This is a genomic window from Enterobacter sp. 301B, from assembly GCF_003850715.1.
Taxonomy (GTDB): Bacteria; Pseudomonadota; Gammaproteobacteria; order Enterobacterales; family Enterobacteriaceae; genus Enterobacter; species Enterobacter intestinihominis.
On sequence record NZ_PQTC01000006.1, the window covers coordinates 18,465 to 36,688 of the forward strand.

General features: G+C 52.1%; 32 protein-coding genes. 18 read left to right on the forward strand and 14 right to left on the reverse strand.

Features of this window, described 5'->3' with window-relative positions; all coding sequences use genetic code 11:
- Positions 1–122: 122 nt before the first annotated feature.
- The 11 genes from C3451_RS08430 to C3451_RS08475 form a co-directional block, all read right to left on the reverse strand.
- Complete coding sequence (locus C3451_RS08430; protein WP_124304287.1) at positions 123–365, reverse strand: hypothetical protein; 243 nt, start codon at positions 363–365, stop codon at positions 123–125.
- Positions 362–1,042: a hypothetical protein gene (locus tag C3451_RS08435; RefSeq protein ID WP_052952372.1), complete on the reverse strand. Its 681-nt coding sequence runs from the start codon at positions 1,040–1,042 to the stop codon at positions 362–364. Before C3451_RS08435 ends, C3451_RS08430 begins: the two co-directional genes overlap by 4 nt.
- Before the next feature lie 4 nt (positions 1,043–1,046).
- Positions 1,047–1,463, reverse strand: coding sequence for an ead/Ea22-like family protein (locus tag C3451_RS08440; RefSeq protein WP_045621980.1), 417 nt, complete (start codon positions 1,461–1,463; stop codon positions 1,047–1,049).
- The gene (locus tag C3451_RS08445; protein WP_052952373.1) at positions 1,460–1,822 is read right to left on the reverse strand and encodes a hypothetical protein; all 363 of its coding nucleotides are present in this window, start codon (positions 1,820–1,822) and stop codon (positions 1,460–1,462) included. Before C3451_RS08445 ends, C3451_RS08440 begins: the two co-directional genes overlap by 4 nt.
- Positions 1,819–2,115, reverse strand: a complete 297-nt coding sequence (locus C3451_RS08450; protein ID WP_023303592.1) for a DUF4406 domain-containing protein — start codon at positions 2,113–2,115, stop codon at positions 1,819–1,821. Before C3451_RS08450 ends, C3451_RS08445 begins: the two co-directional genes overlap by 4 nt.
- Positions 2,112–2,411, reverse strand: a complete 300-nt coding sequence (locus C3451_RS08455; RefSeq protein ID WP_045622025.1) for a hypothetical protein — start codon at positions 2,409–2,411, stop codon at positions 2,112–2,114. Before C3451_RS08455 ends, C3451_RS08450 begins: the two co-directional genes overlap by 4 nt.
- 4 nt (positions 2,412–2,415) lie before the next feature.
- A complete protein-coding gene (locus C3451_RS08460) occupies positions 2,416–3,789 on the reverse strand; it encodes a replicative DNA helicase (RefSeq protein WP_045621981.1) in 1,374 nt (457 codons plus the stop codon).
- Complete coding sequence (locus C3451_RS08465) at positions 3,786–4,871, reverse strand: replication protein (RefSeq protein ID WP_045343396.1); 1,086 nt, start codon at positions 4,869–4,871, stop codon at positions 3,786–3,788. The genes C3451_RS08460 and C3451_RS08465 overlap by 4 nt, the downstream gene beginning before the upstream one ends.
- Positions 4,858–5,025: a hypothetical protein gene (locus C3451_RS24310; RefSeq protein ID WP_013095956.1), complete on the reverse strand. Its 168-nt coding sequence runs from the start codon at positions 5,023–5,025 to the stop codon at positions 4,858–4,860. Before C3451_RS24310 ends, C3451_RS08465 begins: the two co-directional genes overlap by 14 nt.
- A gap of 85 nt (positions 5,026–5,110) precedes the next feature.
- Complete coding sequence (locus C3451_RS08470) at positions 5,111–5,653, reverse strand: toxin YdaT domain-containing protein (protein ID WP_045621982.1); 543 nt, start codon at positions 5,651–5,653, stop codon at positions 5,111–5,113.
- Positions 5,654–5,683: 30 nt separating this feature from the next.
- Positions 5,684–5,905 carry a helix-turn-helix domain-containing protein gene (locus C3451_RS08475; RefSeq protein ID WP_000608751.1) on the reverse strand — a complete coding sequence of 74 codons (222 nt, stop codon included), beginning with the start codon at positions 5,903–5,905 and terminating at the stop codon, positions 5,684–5,686.
- A 117-nt stretch (positions 5,906–6,022) separates the two neighbouring features.
- Here C3451_RS08475 and C3451_RS08480 point away from each other — a divergent pair, with 117 nt between their 5' ends.
- A complete protein-coding gene (locus tag C3451_RS08480; RefSeq protein ID WP_045622027.1) occupies positions 6,023–6,733 on the forward strand; it encodes a helix-turn-helix transcriptional regulator in 711 nt (236 codons plus the stop codon).
- Between the two features lie 240 nt (positions 6,734–6,973).
- Complete coding sequence (locus C3451_RS08485) at positions 6,974–7,381, forward strand: hypothetical protein (RefSeq protein WP_045621983.1); 408 nt, start codon at positions 6,974–6,976, stop codon at positions 7,379–7,381.
- A 38-nt stretch (positions 7,382–7,419) separates the two neighbouring features.
- Here C3451_RS08485 and C3451_RS08490 read toward each other — a convergent pair whose 3' ends face one another.
- A complete protein-coding gene (locus tag C3451_RS08490; protein ID WP_045621984.1) occupies positions 7,420–7,617 on the reverse strand; it encodes a hypothetical protein in 198 nt (65 codons plus the stop codon).
- Positions 7,618–7,916: 299 nt separating this feature from the next.
- Between C3451_RS08490 and C3451_RS08495 the strand changes: the two genes are divergently transcribed.
- The gene (locus C3451_RS08495; RefSeq protein ID WP_045621986.1) at positions 7,917–8,237 is read left to right on the forward strand and encodes a hypothetical protein; all 321 of its coding nucleotides are present in this window, start codon (positions 7,917–7,919) and stop codon (positions 8,235–8,237) included.
- Here C3451_RS08495 and C3451_RS08500 read toward each other — a convergent pair.
- Positions 8,224–8,433: a hypothetical protein gene (locus C3451_RS08500; protein WP_023303584.1), complete on the reverse strand. Its 210-nt coding sequence runs from the start codon at positions 8,431–8,433 to the stop codon at positions 8,224–8,226. The two genes, C3451_RS08495 and C3451_RS08500, sit on opposite strands and share 14 nt — an antisense overlap.
- A 404-nt stretch (positions 8,434–8,837) precedes the next feature.
- Here C3451_RS08500 and C3451_RS08505 point away from each other — a divergent pair, with 404 nt between their 5' ends.
- The 14 genes from C3451_RS08505 (at position 8,838) to C3451_RS08565 (ending at position 14,463) form a co-directional block, all read left to right on the forward strand.
- A complete protein-coding gene (locus C3451_RS08505; protein ID WP_045621987.1) occupies positions 8,838–9,035 on the forward strand; it encodes a DUF1482 family protein in 198 nt (65 codons plus the stop codon).
- 71 nt (positions 9,036–9,106) lie between these two features.
- Positions 9,107–9,391, forward strand: coding sequence for a host nuclease inhibitor GamL (gene gamL / locus C3451_RS08510; RefSeq protein ID WP_045346704.1), 285 nt, complete (start codon positions 9,107–9,109; stop codon positions 9,389–9,391).
- An 18-nt stretch (positions 9,392–9,409) separates the two neighbouring features.
- A complete protein-coding gene (gene bet / locus C3451_RS08515; protein WP_032647505.1) occupies positions 9,410–10,156 on the forward strand; it encodes a phage recombination protein Bet in 747 nt (248 codons plus the stop codon).
- Positions 10,153–10,770: a lambda exonuclease family protein gene (locus tag C3451_RS08520; protein ID WP_045621988.1), complete on the forward strand. Its 618-nt coding sequence runs from the start codon at positions 10,153–10,155 to the stop codon at positions 10,768–10,770. Before bet ends, C3451_RS08520 begins: the two co-directional genes overlap by 4 nt.
- Positions 10,767–11,195: a hypothetical protein gene (locus C3451_RS08525; protein WP_063139221.1), complete on the forward strand. Its 429-nt coding sequence runs from the start codon at positions 10,767–10,769 to the stop codon at positions 11,193–11,195. Before C3451_RS08520 ends, C3451_RS08525 begins: the two co-directional genes overlap by 4 nt.
- A complete protein-coding gene (locus C3451_RS24315) occupies positions 11,192–11,359 on the forward strand; it encodes a hypothetical protein (RefSeq protein ID WP_165729879.1) in 168 nt (55 codons plus the stop codon). The genes C3451_RS08525 and C3451_RS24315 overlap by 4 nt, the downstream gene beginning before the upstream one ends.
- Positions 11,356–11,907 (forward strand): phage N-6-adenine-methyltransferase, encoded by a 552-nt coding sequence (locus C3451_RS08530; RefSeq protein ID WP_045621991.1) that lies wholly within the window; start codon positions 11,356–11,358, stop codon positions 11,905–11,907. The genes C3451_RS24315 and C3451_RS08530 overlap by 4 nt, the downstream gene beginning before the upstream one ends.
- 19 nt (positions 11,908–11,926) lie before the next feature.
- Entirely contained in the window at positions 11,927–12,121 is a 195-nt protein-coding gene (locus tag C3451_RS24510; RefSeq protein ID WP_063139220.1) for a hypothetical protein, read from the forward strand.
- Positions 12,118–12,729 (forward strand): hypothetical protein, encoded by a 612-nt coding sequence (locus C3451_RS08540; protein ID WP_045621994.1) that lies wholly within the window; start codon positions 12,118–12,120, stop codon positions 12,727–12,729. The genes C3451_RS24510 and C3451_RS08540 overlap by 4 nt, the downstream gene beginning before the upstream one ends.
- A gap of 91 nt (positions 12,730–12,820) precedes the next feature.
- The gene (locus C3451_RS08545) at positions 12,821–13,039 is read left to right on the forward strand and encodes a TraR/DksA family transcriptional regulator (protein ID WP_045621995.1); all 219 of its coding nucleotides are present in this window, start codon (positions 12,821–12,823) and stop codon (positions 13,037–13,039) included.
- A complete protein-coding gene (locus C3451_RS08550) occupies positions 13,039–13,551 on the forward strand; it encodes a class I SAM-dependent methyltransferase (RefSeq protein WP_063139219.1) in 513 nt (170 codons plus the stop codon). The genes C3451_RS08545 and C3451_RS08550 overlap by 1 nt, the downstream gene beginning before the upstream one ends.
- The gene (locus C3451_RS08555) at positions 13,514–13,753 is read left to right on the forward strand and encodes a DUF4222 domain-containing protein (protein ID WP_045621999.1); all 240 of its coding nucleotides are present in this window, start codon (positions 13,514–13,516) and stop codon (positions 13,751–13,753) included. The genes C3451_RS08550 and C3451_RS08555 overlap by 38 nt, the downstream gene beginning before the upstream one ends.
- A 10-nt stretch (positions 13,754–13,763) precedes the next feature.
- Positions 13,764–14,111, forward strand: coding sequence for a hypothetical protein (locus tag C3451_RS08560; protein WP_045622001.1), 348 nt, complete (start codon positions 13,764–13,766; stop codon positions 14,109–14,111).
- Between the two features lie 136 nt (positions 14,112–14,247).
- The gene (locus tag C3451_RS08565; RefSeq protein WP_063850831.1) at positions 14,248–14,463 is read left to right on the forward strand and encodes a hypothetical protein; all 216 of its coding nucleotides are present in this window, start codon (positions 14,248–14,250) and stop codon (positions 14,461–14,463) included.
- Here C3451_RS08565 and C3451_RS08570 read toward each other — a convergent pair.
- On the reverse strand, positions 14,444–15,625 hold the full coding sequence (locus tag C3451_RS08570) for a site-specific integrase (RefSeq protein WP_045622028.1): 1,182 nt from the start codon (positions 15,623–15,625) through the stop codon (positions 14,444–14,446). The two genes, C3451_RS08565 and C3451_RS08570, sit on opposite strands and share 20 nt — an antisense overlap.
- Before the next feature lie 378 nt (positions 15,626–16,003).
- On the opposite strand from C3451_RS08570, the gene C3451_RS08575 reads away from it, so the two are divergent.
- Positions 16,004–18,190: a TonB-dependent siderophore receptor gene (locus C3451_RS08575; RefSeq protein ID WP_045622002.1), complete on the forward strand. Its 2,187-nt coding sequence runs from the start codon at positions 16,004–16,006 to the stop codon at positions 18,188–18,190.
- Positions 18,191–18,224: the final 34 nt, after the last annotated feature.

Genomic DNA, 18,224 nt, shown 5'->3' on the forward strand with positions numbered 1-18,224 from the left:
GCGTTCAACTCCGACGGCACTGATATTATGGCTGGTTGATTCTGAATTATCAATGCGAGAAAAAGGCCTCCGAAGAGGCCATGGCTCTCGATATGGGGATTCCCATATCGCTTGTATGGTAGCTATGTCAACTCAGGCAGTTTGAAGCCAGCCATGTCTTCTGCCCGGATGGGAGGTGACAGGCAGTCAGCAAAGACCAGTGAACCATTGAGCAAGATAACGAAACTCCACCCTCTGAACAGGCTGGCGCTACACCAGTCGGCCTTAAGCGGCACATCTGGCATCCTGTCCGGGAAGGTTGGGTAATGCTCTGCAAGCCACTCCATGGCGTCGCAGCGGTTGATGGTGTAATTGTCGTACATCATGCCTCCTGCTGCGGTGCTGCGGCGAGCATTTTCGAGTAGCAATGCACTGTATTCAGCCAGAACCCAACCACCGATTGCCCCGCACGCAACATATCTTTTGTTGGGTCAATCGGAACAAGTTTCCATCCATTAGGAATGGAGGAGGTATTAACGCTTTCCCCCTGAAGCGCGGCAGCAGCTCGCTCCAAAAGCTCAGGTGATTTGATCTCTCCTTTTTCTCGAAGATATTTAGCTCTACCAGTAAGCATGCAAATAAAATCATCAGGCAACTTGTAAGCCGTCGTTACATGTTCGGCACCCTGAAGCATGGCGGCGCGGCAGGCGTTCCAGCCATCTCGGCATCCGCGTACTTCTCCGCAATATGCGCGTGATGCTTGTTTTGGTGTCATTGCATCAGGCACAGATACCGGCGCTGGAGGGGCTGTGTAGGCGCTCAAGACTTCGTAATCATCATTCTTAAACCAATCCGCCTTTGGATGCAGATAGCTACCAAATTTGCCAGTTTCTTTGTGCCTTGCGATGAACCCAACAGGCTCCGCGTCGAGCGATGCCAGCGCTAGCTTCATCGCCGCAAGCGCCATGGCCGCATCTTCGTTTACAGCTCCTGGCGTCGCATCGCGCTCTTCTTCAAGCTCCGTTATGGTCTTCAGGAGCCATTCTTTGGTTAGTTCAGCCATATCCCTACTCCACCTTGATGCAAATGCCAGCGTCGTGCAGTGCCTCAAGCACCTGATGCTGCTTGTAAACCATTTCCGTGTGATACGGCTCATCGAAATCGACGCGATGCAACATGCTATAGCGCTGTGGAAGTACAACTTCCCGCGCCTCCAGCTCAGCAATCCGCTTTTCCTTGGCTTCCAGCTCATCCAGCAGCGCCAAAATGTTGGCCGGACAAAATAAAGCGATTGCCTTTGCCGTTTTGGTATCAACCAGTTCAGAAGCGACCGGCTGATAACTCACACAACCATGCCCCTTTTCCACACTGCCTTTAACAATCACCTCAACGCCGCTAAAGCCATTGCGTGTTTGCCATTGCTCGCAGTTAAGCTTTAGCGCAGCCGATTTCAGCTTTTCCATAAGTTTGTCGACGTTGCTCATGACTGCACTCCTTTGCGAAGCCCTGATGCGAAGTCACCGCAGATAGTTGCTGCTGCATCAAGCCCAATTTGTTCGTCCTGATAGCAATTAATAATTGCGTTGCTAATTTTCAGGCAAACTTCATCTACTGCGGCGGCCCGCACTTCAGCCAGGAAAGCGTCGGTGGCCGGGGTTTCAACCTTGGTTTCGTCAATGATTGAATCGCATAAATCTGAATACTGAAAAGGTCCGCAGTTATGTGAGTTTCTTCGAGCATTGAATGCCTGGCGTCGCACTTCAGCTACGGAAGACTTCAGCCCCGTATTCTCCGCAGCCAGCTCTGCGCATCTGGATTCAAGTTCTTCGTATGTTGGTTTCATGCGGCAGCTCCTTCAAATTGGTAAGAAATTTTAATTCCCAGCTTTTTAGCCATGGCATGCTCAGCGACGGCACCTTCCGACTCTTGCCACCCATGCAGCATGTGAATGGCGTCGGCGCAGCGAAGCATCGCCAGGCAGATGTCCATATACTCACGCTGAGATAAACCATCCGGGAGCGTGGCCGGATTTAATGCCACATGACCTCCTGATAACATCTGCTGTGCTACTGCGTTAAACATCGGACGGTTGTAGTTTTCGTAACCCGTCATTGGTCCTGCGATGTAAATTTTCATACCCCTACCCTCCCCCAAACCATCAATACTCGCTTCATCGCAGGACTGTTCCGGCACTCCTGAAATATTCCGTTGGTGCAGCTGCGCGCGGTGCCGTCCTGCTCTTCCGGAGTCGACAGGCGATAAGTCACCGTTCGCCAGACCTTGCTCACCCGGACAATCTTGCGGGCCCGCTCCAGATCGATAGCGTTCTTCGTGATGCAGTTGATGGTCATGCCGCACTCTGTGGCCACATCCTTCGCGGTGAAGGTCCGGTGCGTTTCGAGATAACGCAGAATTGCCTGTTTGCCTTTCATCGTCTTAGCACTCATAGTCAGCCTCCTGTTGCATCTGGCCGCTGTAGGTGAAATCTACCGGGTCCAGGCCGGAGTAGCGGCTGCTGAAGTGGTAGGTCTTTTCTGCCCCCGGCGCATGGCGGGACTTCACACAGATGATTTCGGTGATGCCTTTCAGTTCGGTGTTTTCGTTGTACTTCTCATCCCGGTAAACCATGAAGATCACATCTGCTTCCTGCTCAATGACGCCAGACTCTCGCAGGTCTGCCGCAACGGGACGCTTATTAGCGCGCTGTTCAAGGTTTCGGTTCAGCTGGGCCAGAGCGATGACCGGGCAACGCAATTCTTTCGCCAGGTTTTTCAGTCCAGTGGCGATCTCCCCTACACTGCGGTTCATGTTCTCCGGGTCTGACATCCGCATTTTCTGAAGATAATCGACGATGACCACGCCCAGTCCGCCCAGCTTCTTGCTCATTCTGCGCGCTTCAGCACGCACCTGGTGAACGCTTAGGGATGGCTTGTCATTGATGTAGATTGGAGAGTCGATGAACTCCTTCATGCAGTGACTAACCTTCCCCCATGCCTCGTCCATTTTCCCGCTAACTTTGCTCAGCAGATCTTCTTTGCTTACCCGCGCCCGGTGGAAAGCGACTCGCTCAGAGATTTGTTCCACTGGCATTTCGAGACTGAAGAACAGCACCGGCTTTTTGTTTTTCAGGCCTACGGTTTCTGTCACTGTGGTGCTAAACATGGTTTTCCCCATGCCAGGACGTCCGCCAACGACGATAAAATCCGTATTGTTGAATCCTCCGAAAGCGCTATCGATGGTCGACATACCCAGCTCTGTTTTGTATTTCCAGATGTCGCCATTGATGATCGCCTGGATTGTTTCCAGCGACATGTCGATGCCAGTGGTGATGTGTTCAGTTCCGTAGTCAGCGCTGTGCTCAATTCCAGAGATGTCGGCCTGAATGTTGCCAATGATGTCAGCAATACCCTCGGTCGTTGGTTCAGAAAGCTTCTGGATCCCGACCTGTAACGCCAGGGTCATACGGCGACCAAGGTACATTTCACGAAGCTTTTCGCAGTAGGCTGCCAGGTTTGCGAAAGAGGGAGTGTTTTTGCTGCATTCAGCCAGGTAAGCGAACCCACCCGCACTCTCAAGCACCCCGAGTTGTTCAAGATCGCTGGTCAGCGTAAGCAGGTCTATCTTCGAACCGGATTCGTTGAGTCGCTTATATGACCGCAGAGCCACTTTATGGGGCGTTGCTGTGAAGTGGTCCTCAGTAAGCCCCTCAATCGCATCGGTAGCCATGTCCACGCCATCTGCGCGACCTGCTGCAAGCATTATTCCGCCAATGACGGCCTGCTCAACGTATAAATCAATAAAACGGCTCATGCTTTGACTCCCTTGCGCTCACGGTGCTCGTTGATGGCCTGCTCGTAGACAGATCCCCAGTTCTTCGGATTCAGTATCCAGTCGAGAGTCAGCCATGGCTGATCGCCTCTGGTGCCGAACAGGGAAGACTTGCTAATCAGCTCGAAGGCCATTCCCATGTGCTTCAGTTCTCGCCAGTTGCCCTGGGTGGTTTTGCCGTTCCACACAGCTTCCAGGTCTCGATAGGCCGGACGGCGGCGGTTCCACTCATGCAGTGAAACGGCCTTCGAAGGGAATTTTTCATTCCAGAGCTTGATGATCTCTTCGTGCGGACAGGCTTTCGGGTTGCTTCCATGACCATCTGCCCATATCAGGGCGTCTGACAGGTATCCATCAAAGCGGGTCATACGGCACAGGTTCTCTGGCTTGAAGCTGTGACCCCAATTCACATGGGCCCAGCGGATAACCAGCTTCAGCTCTTCAGCGGTGTAGCACTGGTCTTTGCTCTTCACTGTGGAGAGAGCTTTCTCAAAAGGTGCCAGCGCAGCACAACGACTACCAGTTAGCTCGTTGAAGTAATCCATCACTTCCTGAGCGAGTGAGTTTTCCCCCTTGGGGGATTTAGGGGGATCTTGTCTTTCTGTATTTTGATTATTGTCTTTTGTGGTTAGCACCTTCTGCTTAGTTCTGTTAGCAACTTCCGCTAAGGTTTTCTTAGCAGGTTTAGCTAATGTTTTGCAGAATCCGTTAACCTTCGTTTTCCAGTCGGAAACATTGGTATTCATGCCAACTTTGCGGCCTTCCTGAATAAATACCTTCTTGCTGATCAGCAGATTTTTTGCCGTAGAGCAATGCGTGTGGTGCTTACCAACCATCTGCTCCAGTTGCTCGTTGCTGACCCAATCCATTTTTTTATTGAAGCCGTATGTCTTGCGCCAGACGGCCAGCACAATGCACATCTCAGTTTCGCTCAAACCTGAAGCCATAACGGCATCAAGAAGCTCATTCGCGACGCGAGTGAACCCATCTTCCAGTTGCGCCACACGATGCTCCACGACCTCCAGCGGCGGCCTGTAGTCTGCTAAATGCTTAACGACGCCCATGCTTCACCCCTGCCTGAATCAGTGCCAGTCTTGCCATGCCAACGAAGCGCTCAGCGAACGCCCGGTTTTTTGAGGCAGCGACAACCAGGCCATCTGGTGAATCTGGATGGCGACGTTCCTCTTTTTCCTGGTACTTTTTGCGAGTTTTTGACATACTTACTCCCGTTACTTGGCGTAACACAGTGTGATAAGGGCCTTTGAAGTGACCGCTTCAAGGGCTTTTTCTTTTCTGGTGCCTCTCACATGACCCCCAGCATCGACGTAACCATCGTCATCAGCGGCCCTACCTGCTCCGGCATGAGTCGGAACAGCGACGCTATACCTTCGCTTACCTCTTTCAGCTTCTGATGCTCTGGAGCGTCCAGGAGCACGGCCTGTTTAGCTTCGGCACACTCTTTCATCGCGGATGCGATCAGCGACATCGTGTCGTTCTGTGGAACCAGGCGGTTGCGAAATTCCAGTGGAAGTACCGCCATGATTGCCGGTGTCAGCTGGCGCACGTTCTCGCGGTACTGTTCGGAGTCGAAACGGTTATCCAGGAAGCGGAACAACTTCTGGCGCGCCCGGCTGATGTCTTCCGGGAAGCTGATGGCGGTCCCGCCCTGCTCCCGGTATTCGTTGATGATCAGCGCAGAAACGACGTCCTGATTGTCCAGCGCCGACGACCATGCCCGGACCGCATCGCGGATCTTTTCGTGGTCTGGCACCGCCTTAGCTTGAGCGCGGTTTATCACCGCTCCCGGGTGTATTCCGGTATTGTGTTGATACGCAAGTGAATGCATTGCTTTCCCTTTCGTGGTTAGAGCCGCCGGTTAGGCGGCAAAGATACCTGGATATAGAACTTCGCGAGGAAGTCCGGTTACTTCTTCGTATTTACGCATTTTTGTTACTGGAAGGCTGCCACCTCGCTTTTTAAGCATATTGATGGCCTGAGGCGTTACGCCGACCTTTTCAGCAAGCACCTTTTGAGAGCCGCCCACTGCATTAATGGCTTTCTCAAGCGGGGTGCTGGCGTTGGATTTTTTGTTGATCATGTTTTGCTCCGCTCATGTGTAATCAACACCATGTTAATTCATGGCGTGGATTAAATCAACATTATGGTGATGGAAAAAATCCACATGTTGTTTACCATGCATGGAGCGGAGGGTTTTATGAGCAGCATTTCTGAAAGAATTAAATTTTTACTGGCAAGGGAAGGCTTGAAGCAGCGGGATTTGGCTGAGGCTTTGTCGACTAGCCCACAGACCGTCAACAACTGGATAAAAAGAGACGCGTTAAGTCGTGAGGCGGCGCAACAAATATCTGAAAAATTCGGTTATTCTCTTGACTGGTTATTAAATGGAGAGGGTTCTCCAAAGAAGGCTCTGGAGAGCAACATCCCGCCAGAGTCTGAGTGGGGAACTGTCGACGCTTGGGACAAAAATACCCCCCTACCTGACGATGAGGTGGAAGTACCGTTTCTGAAGGATATCGAGTTTGCGTGTGGTGATGGACGAGTACACGATGAGGATCACAACGGTTTTAAATTGCGCTTTTCAAAAGCAACGCTCCGTCGAGTTGGAGCCAATAGTGATGGTTCTGGAGTGCTTTGCTTTCCCGCTTCTGGTGACAGCATGGAGCCCGTTATTCCCGACGGCGCAACGGTAGCAGTAGATACAGGCAACAAGCGGATTATTGACGGCGAACTCTACGCCATCAACCAGGGAGATCTGAAGCGCATCAAGCAACTTTATCGCAAACCAGGCGGAAAAATTCTAATCAGAAGCATTAATCGTGATTATGACGACGAAGAGGCCGATGAGGCAGATGTCGAGATAATCGGTTTTGTGTTCTGGTACTCGGTATTGCGATATCGCCGATAATTTTAGTGGCCTGATGAGGTGTTTGGGTGATAAGAGAATATCTGATAGTAGGCGTGGTTACTTTGCTCTCGGTTGTTGCGATCGTGCTTATGGTGGCCTGAAAAGACGGTTTGGTGATGAAAATTTGGCGCTAAATCCGCCTCAAAAACCAAAGTTGGATGAGTATCACGGCAAGATTTGTGCAGGACAAACCGAGAGCAATCCAAGTTAATGTGCTTACGCTCTCCATATGGAAACCTCATGACGATTGACAGGGTTCTTTCAATTATAGCAACAACAGTATCATTTATTGCAATTCCTGCAAGCGGATTCATAAGTTACAGATACGCAATTTTAGGTGAGCGCCGTAAGGAATTTAACGCAGTTGCGGATAATATTCGCCATAAGTTGCGTGAACACCAGAGGCATATGGAGCAAAACATCTATCCATCTGGTGAGTATTTAGAAATATCACAACAAGAATTTGACACCCTGGCAGACGTTGCATATGAAAGGGATAGAAAAACGATCCGCACCTTGTGCGACAAGTATCAAAAATCCCTTAATTCCAGCATAACGACTGATGAATATGGAGACTATGACATTGTAGATTTTAATGAGGCATTGGCATTCTTAAAAGAACTCATGCCTCTCATTGAAAGGAAATAATTTTATAGTCACAGCAGTCCGGCCACCGCGCCGGGTTTTTATTTACCCTTCCGCACTATCTCAGCTGCATCCCTGTTCACACCCTTACCTATCACGTTTCCCGTTTCCTTCCGGTACCGTTCCAGCTTGTCGATGATGTTTTGCTGGGTCATAGGTAAATCTGCCAGTGACAACTCCATGACCGCCCGCCCCATGGCGTGAACCATCATGTTCACTCTTTCTTCATCCAAGTCCATTACCCACTCCTTTTTGATGTTTTTTTCAGCATATCACTTATGCCACCAAAAAATAAATCAACATAAAAATCAACGGTAAATAATTAAATCAACAAAATAAATCCACAAGGTGTTGACCTACAAATCCACATGATGTTTAATTACTCCATCGAAACGAAACATCGACAGCTGAGCGAAGTTAGCCAGCGGCGGACAGCAAGTCGCCTGCTCATTAAGAATTCAGTCAAGCAGCAAATCACCCGGAGCGCTCCTGGCAAATTGAAATGGCGCCCAATGGGATTGAGGCAGGTGTGTAACGCGTGGCGGGTATAGCACACGAAGAGGACTCCGCACCGGAATGGTTTGCTGCTCAGTTCCCGAACATCGGGGAAGCTTTACCAGCAGCTCTTTGCGAGGGGCTGACGGCAAATCTACTCCACTTATTTGAGGTGATGGTGATGGATATAAAAAACGATGAAGTAGCGATGTTTAAAAGCAACAATGGCGTAATTTTAGCAGCTGAAGCAGCTTATGCTGCTGCTGAAGAAGCGGTTAAAGGGGCATCAGATGACCACTGGTATCGGCAGAATTTGATAAAGGCAGCACTGGAGACTGCCCTGGCATCAGTTATCGTTTTATAGCGATCCCAAAAGGCGTAGGTGCTTCTGCTTTGTACTTTTCCTTTGCTGCTTCACGACAGGCAGGAAGCAAATCAGCAATGCGCTCAATTAAAGCTTCTGGCGTGTTGGCGGATGGGTCTTTTACTGCAAGCGCCAGCGCTAAATCATATGCCACTGATTCCTCAGTTCTCTTTCCTGCAAATACATTCATGGACATAAAGAAATCCTTTTATTGACTGTGGAATATCCAGTCTACGGCATTCCTTTGACTGTGGAAAGTGAAGGAAATCACGCGCCGGGCGTGGCTAAACATCCCGGCACTCATTCAAGTTGAGGCTGCCAGGTAGGCGGCCTTTTTCATACCTGGAGTTATTTACGAGTGACTCAAGTTATGACAACCGGCGGCCATCCACCGCCCATTGAAACACTGAATAAATGCGTTGAAGTCTTGTATTAACCGTTCCGTTCGCCGCGATAAGGCCAAGAGGAAATCATGGTAAACCAGCAGCAGATCAGAGAGGCCCAACGGCTCGCGTCGTTCGCGGTACTCCATCGCAATGCTCCGGCGTGGGAAGAAGCAAAGCGCCTTTACGCCGTCGCCATCGGGAGGACTCTTCACTGATGGAAACTTTATTCGCGCTCGTCCTGACCGTGGCAATGACCAACGGTGATTACCAGGACGTCATTCTCGGCGTTTACGACAGCCCGCAGGAATGCAGCCAGGCAGCTACAGAGCAGAAAGTGTCAGCTGAGTGCTGGCCGGTAGAAAGCATCCTCCGCAACGGCGAGTTCCCGGCGAAATCCATCGCGCAGCACTAACCACCCTATTCAACCGATCAGCCTGGCTTCTGCGGGCGGGATCTGCACATCCAAATTTCAGGAGTTCAGCCATGAACGCATACCTCACATACGACCGCATCGAAGATCGGCGTTGGGCTGAGCAGCAGCTCACCGACGAGAAAGAGAAGTGGATCGACGACCGGGCGCAGCAAATCATCGACATGATGCCAAAAGAGCCCTCCGGACTCTTCCACTTCACGGTCCCGATTGACTCCAGCCCATACGAAGGACTTCGCAGCGATAAAGCTGGCGAGGCCTACAACGATTTCATTTCGGCAGTTGCTTACGCCCAGGCGGAATACGACTGGGAACACCGTACCGGCTGCCCGTTTTAATTTTTGAGGGGATTAACAATGAGCACTGCACTTTCCACCATGGCCGGGAAACTGGCCGCACGACTCGGCATGGATGCCGGCACAGACCTGATGAATACACTGAAGAATACAGCGTTCAAAGGTGGCAACGTCACGGACGAGCAGTTTACAGCCCTACTGATCGTCGCCAACCAGTACGGCCTGAACCCATGGACCAAAGAGATTTACGCATTCCCAGATAAAGGCGGGATTGTCCCGGTCGTTGGCGTTGATGGATGGGCTCGCATTATCAACGAACATCCTCAGTTCGATGGCATGGAATTCTCTTACGACAAAGAGGAAGGCGCGTGCACCTGCAAGATTTACCGCAAAGATCGCAAGCACCCGACAATCGTCACCGAGTACATGGGCGAGTGCAAACGCAACACACAGCCATGGCAGTCCCACCCTACCCGCATGCTTCGCCACAAGACGCTGATCCAGTGCGCACGTCTGGCCTTTGGTTTCGCTGGCATCTTCGACCAGGACGAGGCAGAGCGAGTGATTGAAGGAACAACGGCAGAGGTTCATGCGGGCCATGAATCAGATAGCCGTCGCCCGGATCTGATCGCAAAAGGTGAGTCAGCCGCGCGCCTTGGAACCGTTAAGTATCAGGAGTTCTGGGTGGCGCTGAGCGCTGAAGAGAAGCAGGTGATCGGCGCAGTTGAGAAGCGACGCATGTATGACATGAGTCTTGCCGTCGACAACGCCGAACCTGTCAATGTCGCAGATGCGGAGGCTGAATGATGGAGCAACGCACCCCTGAATGGTTTGCTGCGCGCTGCGGCAAGGTCACTGCCAGTCGCCTGGCTGATGTCATGGCCCGGACTAAGTCGGGCTACTCCTCCAGCCGCCAGAACTACATTGCCGAGTTGATTTGCCAACGGCTGACCGGGAAGCTGGAGGAAGGGTATTCGAATGCCGCGATGATGCGTGGCACTGAACTGGAGCCAGTGGCTCGCGAAATGTACGCGCTGAATGAGTTCGATGCGGAAATCACTGAAGTTGGACTCATCGATCACCCAACCATACCCGGATTCGCAGCCAGCCCGGACGGACTTGTAAACGACGACGGGCTTATCGAAATCAAATGCCCCAACACCTGGACCCATCTTGAAACGCTGAAAACTGGCGAGCCAAAGCGCCAGTACATGCTGCAAATGCACGCGCAGATGATGTGCACCGGGCGGAAATGGTGTGATTTCGTTAGTTTCGATGATCGTCTGCCGCCTGACCTCGCCTATTTCAAGAAGCGCATTCATTTCGATGAAGAGCTGGCGCGCGAAATTGAATCTGAGGTTAAGAGCTTCCTTGCAGATCTGGAATCGGAAATTCAGAAAATCACAGAGCGTGCAGCATGAAACGTACACCCTTCTACCGCAGGCCCGGGCGAACCGGGCAATTCTCTGGCCTCCGTGAGCGCGTTATCTGGATGATTCAGACGCGGGGCCGTCCGGTATCCGGCAGCGAAATCGCCGAGAAGTTCGGCGTAACGCTCATCGAGTTTAACCGGGTTGCCAACGGGATTACCCGCGGCTCCGGACAGATAGCGCAGATCGTTGAGTCAAAAAAATGGCTTAACGAGGACGGCATCTGCGACCGAGCATTCGACCTGGTAACGAAGCCAAAGGTCATCACGCCTCAAGGCAAATCGCGGCTGTTCACCCGGCGCGCCATTGAGCAATCTCAGGAAGGTAGACGGCAGGAATGCATTGAACGTGCCGCCCGCCGTAGCCGACTGATTGCTCAGGGCCTCTACATCGACGAAATGGAGTCAGTGCTATGAAAGCGTGGTCACTCGAAGAGCTGGCGCTGCTGTGGCGACACTCAAACGCTGAAGTCGCAGAGATTACCGGCCGCAGCATTGAAGAGGTCGGAGATAAGCGGCTGCAAACCAATAATGAGCGTAATGGCTGGGATGTAAACGATCCGGAGCGGGAGGAATCATGACCGATTACACCGGAAGTAATACCCCAGCGGATCAGCGCGACCTCTGGCGCACTCCACCAGCCCTTTTCGCCTACCTTGATACTGAGTTCTGCTTCCAACTGGATGCCGCCGCGGCGCCGCATAACGCACTGTGCCGGAAGTTCATCACCGCCGAGCAGAACACGCTGGAAACGCCGTGGGCTGATTACCTAAATGTTCCAGGCTACATCTGGCTGAACCCTCCGTACAGCGATATCACGCCGTTCGTTAAGAAGGCTGCCGCCGAGAGCTCCAATCAGATCGGCACGGTCATGCTGGTACCGGCTGACACCTTGGTTGGCTGGTTCAAAGAGGCTATCCAGACCGCCAGCGAGGTTCGCTTCATCACCGCCGGGCGGCTGGCATTTATCAACCCGGTCACCGGCAAGCCAGTCAGCGGAAATAACAAAGGTAGCATGCTCATCATCTGGCGACCGTACCCGCGTACACACTGCCACTTCGCAACTGTGGACCGGGATGAGCTGATGGCTTTCGGGGCGAAACTTCTCGCCCGTCGGGAGGCCGCATGACGCCAGCAAAGAAAACGCCATCCGCGCCGCCTGCCGCCGCTGCACCGAGGAAATCCAGCAAGCCATGCGCAAGAAGCCAAAGCCTAACTGGAACGAAACGGTGCCTCCCATCATCAACAAGCATCACAAGAAAATTGAAGCTCTGGGAGTTAGCCTCCTGGAGTTCGTCGTCAAAACTGGCCGCCTTAACGGGCGGTTTGGAGCCGAGCAATGAATATGAAAACTGAAAAAATCGTGATGATGGACAGCGATGAAGCGGCCAGCATCCAGACTATAACCGGCTGGGTGGACCGCCACGGCCGTTTCTGGGGTAAAGATGAACACCAGGCGCGTTGGTGTGGCGCTACTCATCGCAAGTGTAAAAACAAACCTGATGAGCATCCTATTCATAGCACTCATGGCTATTGCGAAGAATGCCACCGCGAAAGCCGCCAGGCGAAGTTCGCCACCTATGAACGCGCGGTATGGGCCGGAGAGCCGCTCGTTATCTTTGATGATGACCAGTACTTTTTCGATGCTGAATCGCTGGCCGACTATTGCTATGAGCACTCCCTGCTGCCGAGCGAGTTGCAGTTAATGATCTGCGAACCTAACTACCCGCCGGAGTTCGACCTTGAGCAGCACTGCGAAGAGATCATGCCTGATGGCGATGACTATTACTGTTTGCCGCAAGCTGTGCGCGATGCTGCTGAGGCGCTGAATAAGGCGCTGAAAGAAAGTGCTCCAGTATCGTGGAGCGCCAGCAACCGTGTGGCAATCGTCTCTGACGACATGCTCAACGACGAGCAAAAGGCCGAAATAATGGCGGAGCGCGCCGCATGAAGGCACTAATCACCAGGTCGCTAAAGCGGCCTTTTTTATTGCTGGCGTTCACCTTCAACCGAATTAACCGACAGTTCCGGGAGCATTGACCATGGCCGACATTATCGATACCGCAGCAGAGATTGAAGAGCTTCAGCGTAACGCTGCCCTTTCCGCTCACCGGATCAACCGCAACGCCGTATCAGCTGAACATTGTGAAGAATGCGACGAACCAACTCCCGAGCCGCGACGCGCTGCCGTTCCCGGCCGCCAGACGTGCGCGGAATGCCAGGGTGTTATCGAATTGAAGAAAAAGCAAAGGGGGCTGTAATGCAGCAGGCAATTTTAGACATGTGCTGCGGGTCGCGCATGTTCTGGTTCGACAAGCAGGACGAGCGCGCGGTTTTCAGTGACATCCGCGCCGAGCAGCATGAGCTTTGTGACGGTCGCCAACTAGTAATTAGTCCAGACCTTATTGCTGATTTCCGCGCCCTCCCCTTTGCCGATAACACTTTCCCTGTCGTCGTGTTCGATCCGCCGCACCTCGAGCGTGTCGGTGATAACGCATGGATGGGGAAAAAGTATGGTCGACTTAACAAAGAAACATGGCGCGATGATCTGCGTGCCGGCTTCGCAGAAGCATTTCGTGTGTTGTGGCCACACGGCGTACTCATCTTCAAATGGAACGAAACACAGATCCCGGTAAGCAATATCCTGGCGCTTACCGATGAGAAGCCGATCATCTGGCAGCGCACCGGCAAGGCTGACAAAACCCACTGGGTGATTTTCGTCAAAGGTGGTGCACATGTTCCAGCTAATTCAACGGGGTCAGATTTACGTTGACCAGCACGGTTGGCCCGTCATCATCCACAGTTGCACTTCTCAAATAGTCCGCTACTGGCGACAGGGCCGGATCAACACCGCTTCAATCGACCGATTCACCAATGACTTTGAGCACCTCGATCACCGTGAGGCGGCGCAGATACGCGCCGAACTGGAGACGAGCGAGCACATTAAATCGCTGCGCGCTATGCGTGCGGCGTGAGGAGAAAATTATGTCAGATTTGGCAATGAAGGTTTTGCAGTGGCAAGCAACAGGCGATGTGGGTGTGAGCAGTGCGACCATGGCATCCATTGCATTGGGGTTGGATAAGCCAATTTATGGAAGCCATTTCGGTGCGCCGCACGACCCATCAGACATGTTGCGCTGCATGAGGTTATTGGAAGCAATTCCGGAGATTCGCGATCACTTCCCAACTATCGCCAACCGAGTGCCTACTTTCAAGGGGATTATTGAGCAGTGGGATGATCTGGTGGAAGTTATGAACCGTGAGTGCGTTGGTGAAAGATGGCGCGCTCCGGATGCATACAACCTGATTAAAAAACTGCGAGGCGACGACTAGCAGCGCCAAACAATCAGATTCGCCTGACGCAACTGATAGCCAGTTATGAGCTGGCTATTGGGTGCGAAAGCACTGCTCCGTTATCCACCATTTTGCCCGGCCCCGCGCCGGGCTTCTTTTTGCCTGGAGAATAAACATGAATGATAGCATCCTGCTTACCAGTGACGTGCTGGCTCGCTACAAGATATCCAGGAGCACCCTTTATTTCTGGAGTACGCCGGAACGCATGCCAGCTGCATTCACCTGTCCCTTCCCGAAACCGACAATCCCTGGCAACCCTAAGCGCTGGAGAGAGTCAGAGATTGTTTCGTGGGAAATGCAGGTTAATGCCACTAAAGTTGATACCCAATAATGCTCTGCAGGTGATTCTGCCAGATACCCAACCACTCGCGCTGGTCATCCATATAGTCGTGCAGGTTGTATCTGGCCATCACACCACCCATCTGATGACCGAGCAGCTTTTCAATCACATGCGGTGGCGCGCCAAGTTCTGACAACCTGGTGGCCACAGTTCGTCTCAGGTCATGTAGAGACCACTGTTTCATGCCTGTCTTTCTAATCACCTGCATGGAATAGGTCGAGACCAGAGCTTGGGTAGGTGGAATATCTTCTTTGTCTCGGAACTGAGCCGGAGTTAAAACGTGCGATGTCACCGACCCTCTTTTATGCTCCTGAAGAAGTCTGATTGCCACTTCAGGCAATGCCCTCCTGATCGTCTTCCCTGTTTTGTAATCCTCAGCAGGCACTGTCCAGGTCTTTTCATTAAAGTTGTACCAGTCCCATCGCGATTTCCTTATCTCTGCAGCCCTGCAACCAGTCAGGATCATAAACCTGATAACCAGTTGCTGCGACGGAGGGAGAGCAAACAGAGCATCCCACACAACTTTTATCTCTTCATCGGAAAGTCGCCTCTCCTTCATCTTTGCCGCAATCCCAACGTCAGACCTGCGCAGTGATTCGAGTGGGTTGTTTTTAATCACCCCTCGGTTATGACAGAACCGGAATGCGCGCTTCATTAATGAAAGCATCTCGCCGGTAATAACCAAACGCCCCATCTCATCGAAAACATCGAGCCAGTTAGCTTTGACCGTTTGATCAACCATAACTCTGCCGATACGCGGGCTAATGTGCTTGTGGAAGCTTCTGGTGTTGGCGTCGATTTTTATCAGGCCTTCCGGGATGCAGTAATGTTTCACCCAGTAGTCATATGCCTGATCAACCGTTAGGGCCTCTATCCTTTCCGCTTTCTCCACCAGCACCTTCTGCCGCGGGTCGTAACCTTCACTAAGCCAGGCGCGGAACTGCTGCCTGCGGTCTCTGGCCTGAGCTAATGAGTAGGTGGGATAATCACCTATACTGAGTTGCACGGGCTTACCCTGCCAGCGATAACGGTAGAAGAAAGTCACGCCACCAGTTATGCTTAACCTGACGTTAAGCCCATTCGAATCTGAGAGAACTTCCACACTCTCTCTGCGCTTTCCGAGCGCTTTGCGAAGTTTTGTATCTGTGAGCATCATGTACACCCCTGAGCCGTGTACTCAGCAGTGTACACAAAACACATAAATTGCAACCATACAAAATAAAACACGTTAAAGCGTTATAAACAAAGAAGTGAGCAACAGCGCGGTTTTGACGTGGATATTTTCAAGCAAAATAAAACACGATAAAACAGAACGCTTCAAAGTATTATTCCTCAGGATGACAAGCACTGATCCTTCTGGCCAGATCGTCACGCGGTCTGGCCTCTTTTCCCGCCTTCCCTTTTCTCCACAACCTTCCTGCGAAAATGTCTGAATCATGAAGATTTTATGGAGATTGCTGTCGCTTTATTGTAATGAGAATCACTATCATTAATATTCTTCATCGCATTTTTAACAAATGGAAATGAGTTGATGAATAACATAATAAGATTTGCCCCGGCTACACTTACACTCGCCATTCTTTCAACGCTATACCAGAGCGCGCACGCAGCGGAAGATCCTCTCGCCGATGGTGAAACAATGGTCGTTCAGGCAACCGCTGAAGAGGCCCTAAAGCAACAGCCGGGGGTTTCCATCATCACGGCAAAGGACATAGAAAAGGATCCACCGGTTAACGATCTTTCGGAAATTATTCGCAAAATGCCCGGGGTTAACCTCACCGGAAACAGCGCGACAGGCAGTCGTGGTAACAACCGTCAGATCGACATCCGCGGTATGGGGCCAGAGAACACGCTGATTCTGATTGACGGTGTGCCGGTGACGTCACGTAACTCGGTGCGCTACAGCTGGCGCGGGGAGCGCGACACCCGCGGGGACACCAACTGGGTTCCGCCAGAGATGGTTGAGCGTATTGAAGTGCTCCGGGGACCAGCTGCCGCCCGCTATGGTTCGGGGGCTGCCGGCGGCGTCGTCAACATCATTACCAAACGCCCGTCCAACGACTGGCACGGCTCCCTCTCCCTGTACACTAACCAGCCTGAAAATGATAAAGAGGGGGCGACGAAACGCGCTAATTTTGATCTGAGCGGCCCCCTCGCGGGCGATGCGTTAACGATGCGCCTGTACGGGAACATCAACAAAACCGACGCAGATGCTCAGGACATCAACACCGCGCAAAACGGCTCTTACGCCGCCGGGCGAGAGGGCGTACGTAACAAGGACATTAATGCCCTGCTCTCCTGGAAACTCACGCCACAGCAGATTATCGATTTCGACTACAGCTACAGCCGCCAGGGCAATATCTACGCGGGTGATACTCAATACAGCAACAGCAACGTCAGCCCTGACGGTCTGGTGTCGTCCCTGTATGGACACGAAACCAACCGAATGTACCGCCAGTCTTATGGCATTACGCACAACGGCATCTGGGACTGGGGTCAGTCAAAGTTCGGGGTTTATTATGAAAAGACCAACAACACCCGACTGGAAGAAGGCTCTACGGGCAAAGTTGAAGGGATGATCAATAGCGATAAATACGATACCAGCCGGCTGGAGTCATACCGTTCAACGGGTGAACTGAACATTCCTTTCTTCTGGCTGGTAGAACAGACGCTAACCGTGGGTGCAGAATGGAACCGTGATGAACTGAACGATCCGGCCTCAATGCAGTCGACAAATGTGTCGGGAGAAGTGATTAACGGCGTTCCCGGCACGGCTTCTGAGCGCAACAGCAAAAACAGCGCTGACCTCACCGGCATCTATCTTGAGGACAATATTGAAGCGCGTCAGGGCACCAACCTGATCCCAGGGCTCCGCTTTGATTATCACAATCAATTTGGCAGCAACTGGAGTCCGAGCCTGAACCTCTCTCAGGATTTGGGTGACATGTTCAAGGTTAAAGCGGGTATCGCTCGGGTATTTAAAGCGCCAAACTTGTATCAATCCAGCGAAGGCTATCTGCTTTCCACCCGCGGCAATGGCTGCCCGAATAACGTTTCCGAAGGAAGCTGTTATCTGTTAGGTAACCCGGATCTGGATCCGGAAATAAGCGTGAACAAAGAGATCGGCCTGGCCTTTGCCCTAGAAGGCTACGAGGCCGGAATTACCTGGTTCCGCAATGATTACAAAAACAAGATCGTTTCAGGAACGGACGTGCTGGGGCAGACAAGCAGCGGCGCAAATATCCTGCAATGGGAGAACGGCGGTAAGGCCGTTGTTGAAGGGCTGGAAGGCAACCTCACCGTCCCTGTTATTCGCGACACGCTAACCTGGCGTACTAATGCGACGTATATGATTCAGTCTGAAAGTAAAGACACCGGTAATCCGTTGTCGATTATCCCCAAATATACCGTCAACACCATGCTGGACTGGGAGGTTAACAGCAAGCTTTCAGCCAACGTAAGCTGGACGATGTACGGCCGCCAGAAGCCCAGAGAAAACGCTGAAATCCGCAAAGAGGAAAATGCGATGTCCAACAGAGAGATCGGCGCGTATTCCATCGTGGGTATCGGCAGTAACTATCAGCTGACCAAAAACCTGCGCCTGAACGCCGGCATCAGCAACCTCTTTGACAAGCAGATTTACCGTGAAAATGACGGTGCATCTACCTATAACGAACCGGGCCGCGCCTATTACGCTGGCGTAACCATGTCCTTCTGACCTTCAGGCGCCCGCGCTGCGGGCGCTAACCCTA

Bases quoted from the DNA above. Each gene is read 5' to 3' on its own strand.
- C3451_RS08430 (WP_124304287.1), bottom strand. From the start codon at position 365: ATGATGTACGACAATTACACCATCAACCGCTGCGACGCCATGGAGTGG.
- C3451_RS08435 (WP_052952372.1), bottom strand. From the start codon at position 1,042: ATGGCTGAACTAACCAAAGAATGGCTCCTGAAGACCATAACGGAGCTT.
- C3451_RS08440 (WP_045621980.1), bottom strand. From the start codon at position 1,463: ATGAGCAACGTCGACAAACTTATGGAAAAGCTGAAATCGGCTGCGCTA.
- C3451_RS08445 (WP_052952373.1), bottom strand. From the start codon at position 1,822: ATGAAACCAACATACGAAGAACTTGAATCCAGATGCGCAGAGCTGGCT.
- C3451_RS08450 (WP_023303592.1), bottom strand. From the start codon at position 2,115: ATGAAAATTTACATCGCAGGACCAATGACGGGTTACGAAAACTACAAC.
- C3451_RS08455 (WP_045622025.1), bottom strand. From the start codon at position 2,411: ATGAAAGGCAAACAGGCAATTCTGCGTTATCTCGAAACGCACCGGACC.
- C3451_RS08460 (WP_045621981.1), bottom strand. From the start codon at position 3,789: ATGAGCCGTTTTATTGATTTATACGTTGAGCAGGCCGTCATTGGCGGA.
- C3451_RS08465 (WP_045343396.1), bottom strand. From the start codon at position 4,871: ATGGGCGTCGTTAAGCATTTAGCAGACTACAGGCCGCCGCTGGAGGTC.
- C3451_RS24310 (WP_013095956.1), bottom strand. From the start codon at position 5,025: ATGTCAAAAACTCGCAAAAAGTACCAGGAAAAAGAGGAACGTCGCCAT.
- C3451_RS08470 (WP_045621982.1), bottom strand. From the start codon at position 5,653: ATGCATTCACTTGCGTATCAACACAATACCGGAATACACCCGGGAGCG.
- C3451_RS08475 (WP_000608751.1), bottom strand. From the start codon at position 5,905: ATGATCAACAAAAAATCCAACGCCAGCACCCCGCTTGAGAAAGCCATT.
- C3451_RS08480 (WP_045622027.1), top strand. From the start codon at position 6,023: ATGAGCAGCATTTCTGAAAGAATTAAATTTTTACTGGCAAGGGAAGGC.
- C3451_RS08485 (WP_045621983.1), top strand. From the start codon at position 6,974: ATGACGATTGACAGGGTTCTTTCAATTATAGCAACAACAGTATCATTT.
- C3451_RS08490 (WP_045621984.1), bottom strand. From the start codon at position 7,617: ATGGACTTGGATGAAGAAAGAGTGAACATGATGGTTCACGCCATGGGG.
- C3451_RS08500 (WP_023303584.1), bottom strand. From the start codon at position 8,433: ATGTCCATGAATGTATTTGCAGGAAAGAGAACTGAGGAATCAGTGGCA.
- C3451_RS08505 (WP_045621987.1), top strand. From the start codon at position 8,838: ATGGAAACTTTATTCGCGCTCGTCCTGACCGTGGCAATGACCAACGGT.
- gamL (WP_045346704.1), top strand. From the start codon at position 9,107: ATGAACGCATACCTCACATACGACCGCATCGAAGATCGGCGTTGGGCT.
- bet (WP_032647505.1), top strand. From the start codon at position 9,410: ATGAGCACTGCACTTTCCACCATGGCCGGGAAACTGGCCGCACGACTC.
- C3451_RS08520 (WP_045621988.1), top strand. From the start codon at position 10,153: ATGATGGAGCAACGCACCCCTGAATGGTTTGCTGCGCGCTGCGGCAAG.
- C3451_RS08525 (WP_063139221.1), top strand. From the start codon at position 10,767: ATGAAACGTACACCCTTCTACCGCAGGCCCGGGCGAACCGGGCAATTC.
- C3451_RS24315 (WP_165729879.1), top strand. From the start codon at position 11,192: ATGAAAGCGTGGTCACTCGAAGAGCTGGCGCTGCTGTGGCGACACTCA.
- C3451_RS08530 (WP_045621991.1), top strand. From the start codon at position 11,356: ATGACCGATTACACCGGAAGTAATACCCCAGCGGATCAGCGCGACCTC.
- C3451_RS08540 (WP_045621994.1), top strand. From the start codon at position 12,118: ATGAATATGAAAACTGAAAAAATCGTGATGATGGACAGCGATGAAGCG.
- C3451_RS08545 (WP_045621995.1), top strand. From the start codon at position 12,821: ATGGCCGACATTATCGATACCGCAGCAGAGATTGAAGAGCTTCAGCGT.
- C3451_RS08550 (WP_063139219.1), top strand. From the start codon at position 13,039: ATGCAGCAGGCAATTTTAGACATGTGCTGCGGGTCGCGCATGTTCTGG.
- C3451_RS08555 (WP_045621999.1), top strand. From the start codon at position 13,514: ATGTTCCAGCTAATTCAACGGGGTCAGATTTACGTTGACCAGCACGGT.
- C3451_RS08560 (WP_045622001.1), top strand. From the start codon at position 13,764: ATGTCAGATTTGGCAATGAAGGTTTTGCAGTGGCAAGCAACAGGCGAT.
- C3451_RS08565 (WP_063850831.1), top strand. From the start codon at position 14,248: ATGAATGATAGCATCCTGCTTACCAGTGACGTGCTGGCTCGCTACAAG.
- C3451_RS08570 (WP_045622028.1), bottom strand. From the start codon at position 15,625: ATGCTCACAGATACAAAACTTCGCAAAGCGCTCGGAAAGCGCAGAGAG.
- C3451_RS08575 (WP_045622002.1), top strand. From the start codon at position 16,004: ATGAATAACATAATAAGATTTGCCCCGGCTACACTTACACTCGCCATT.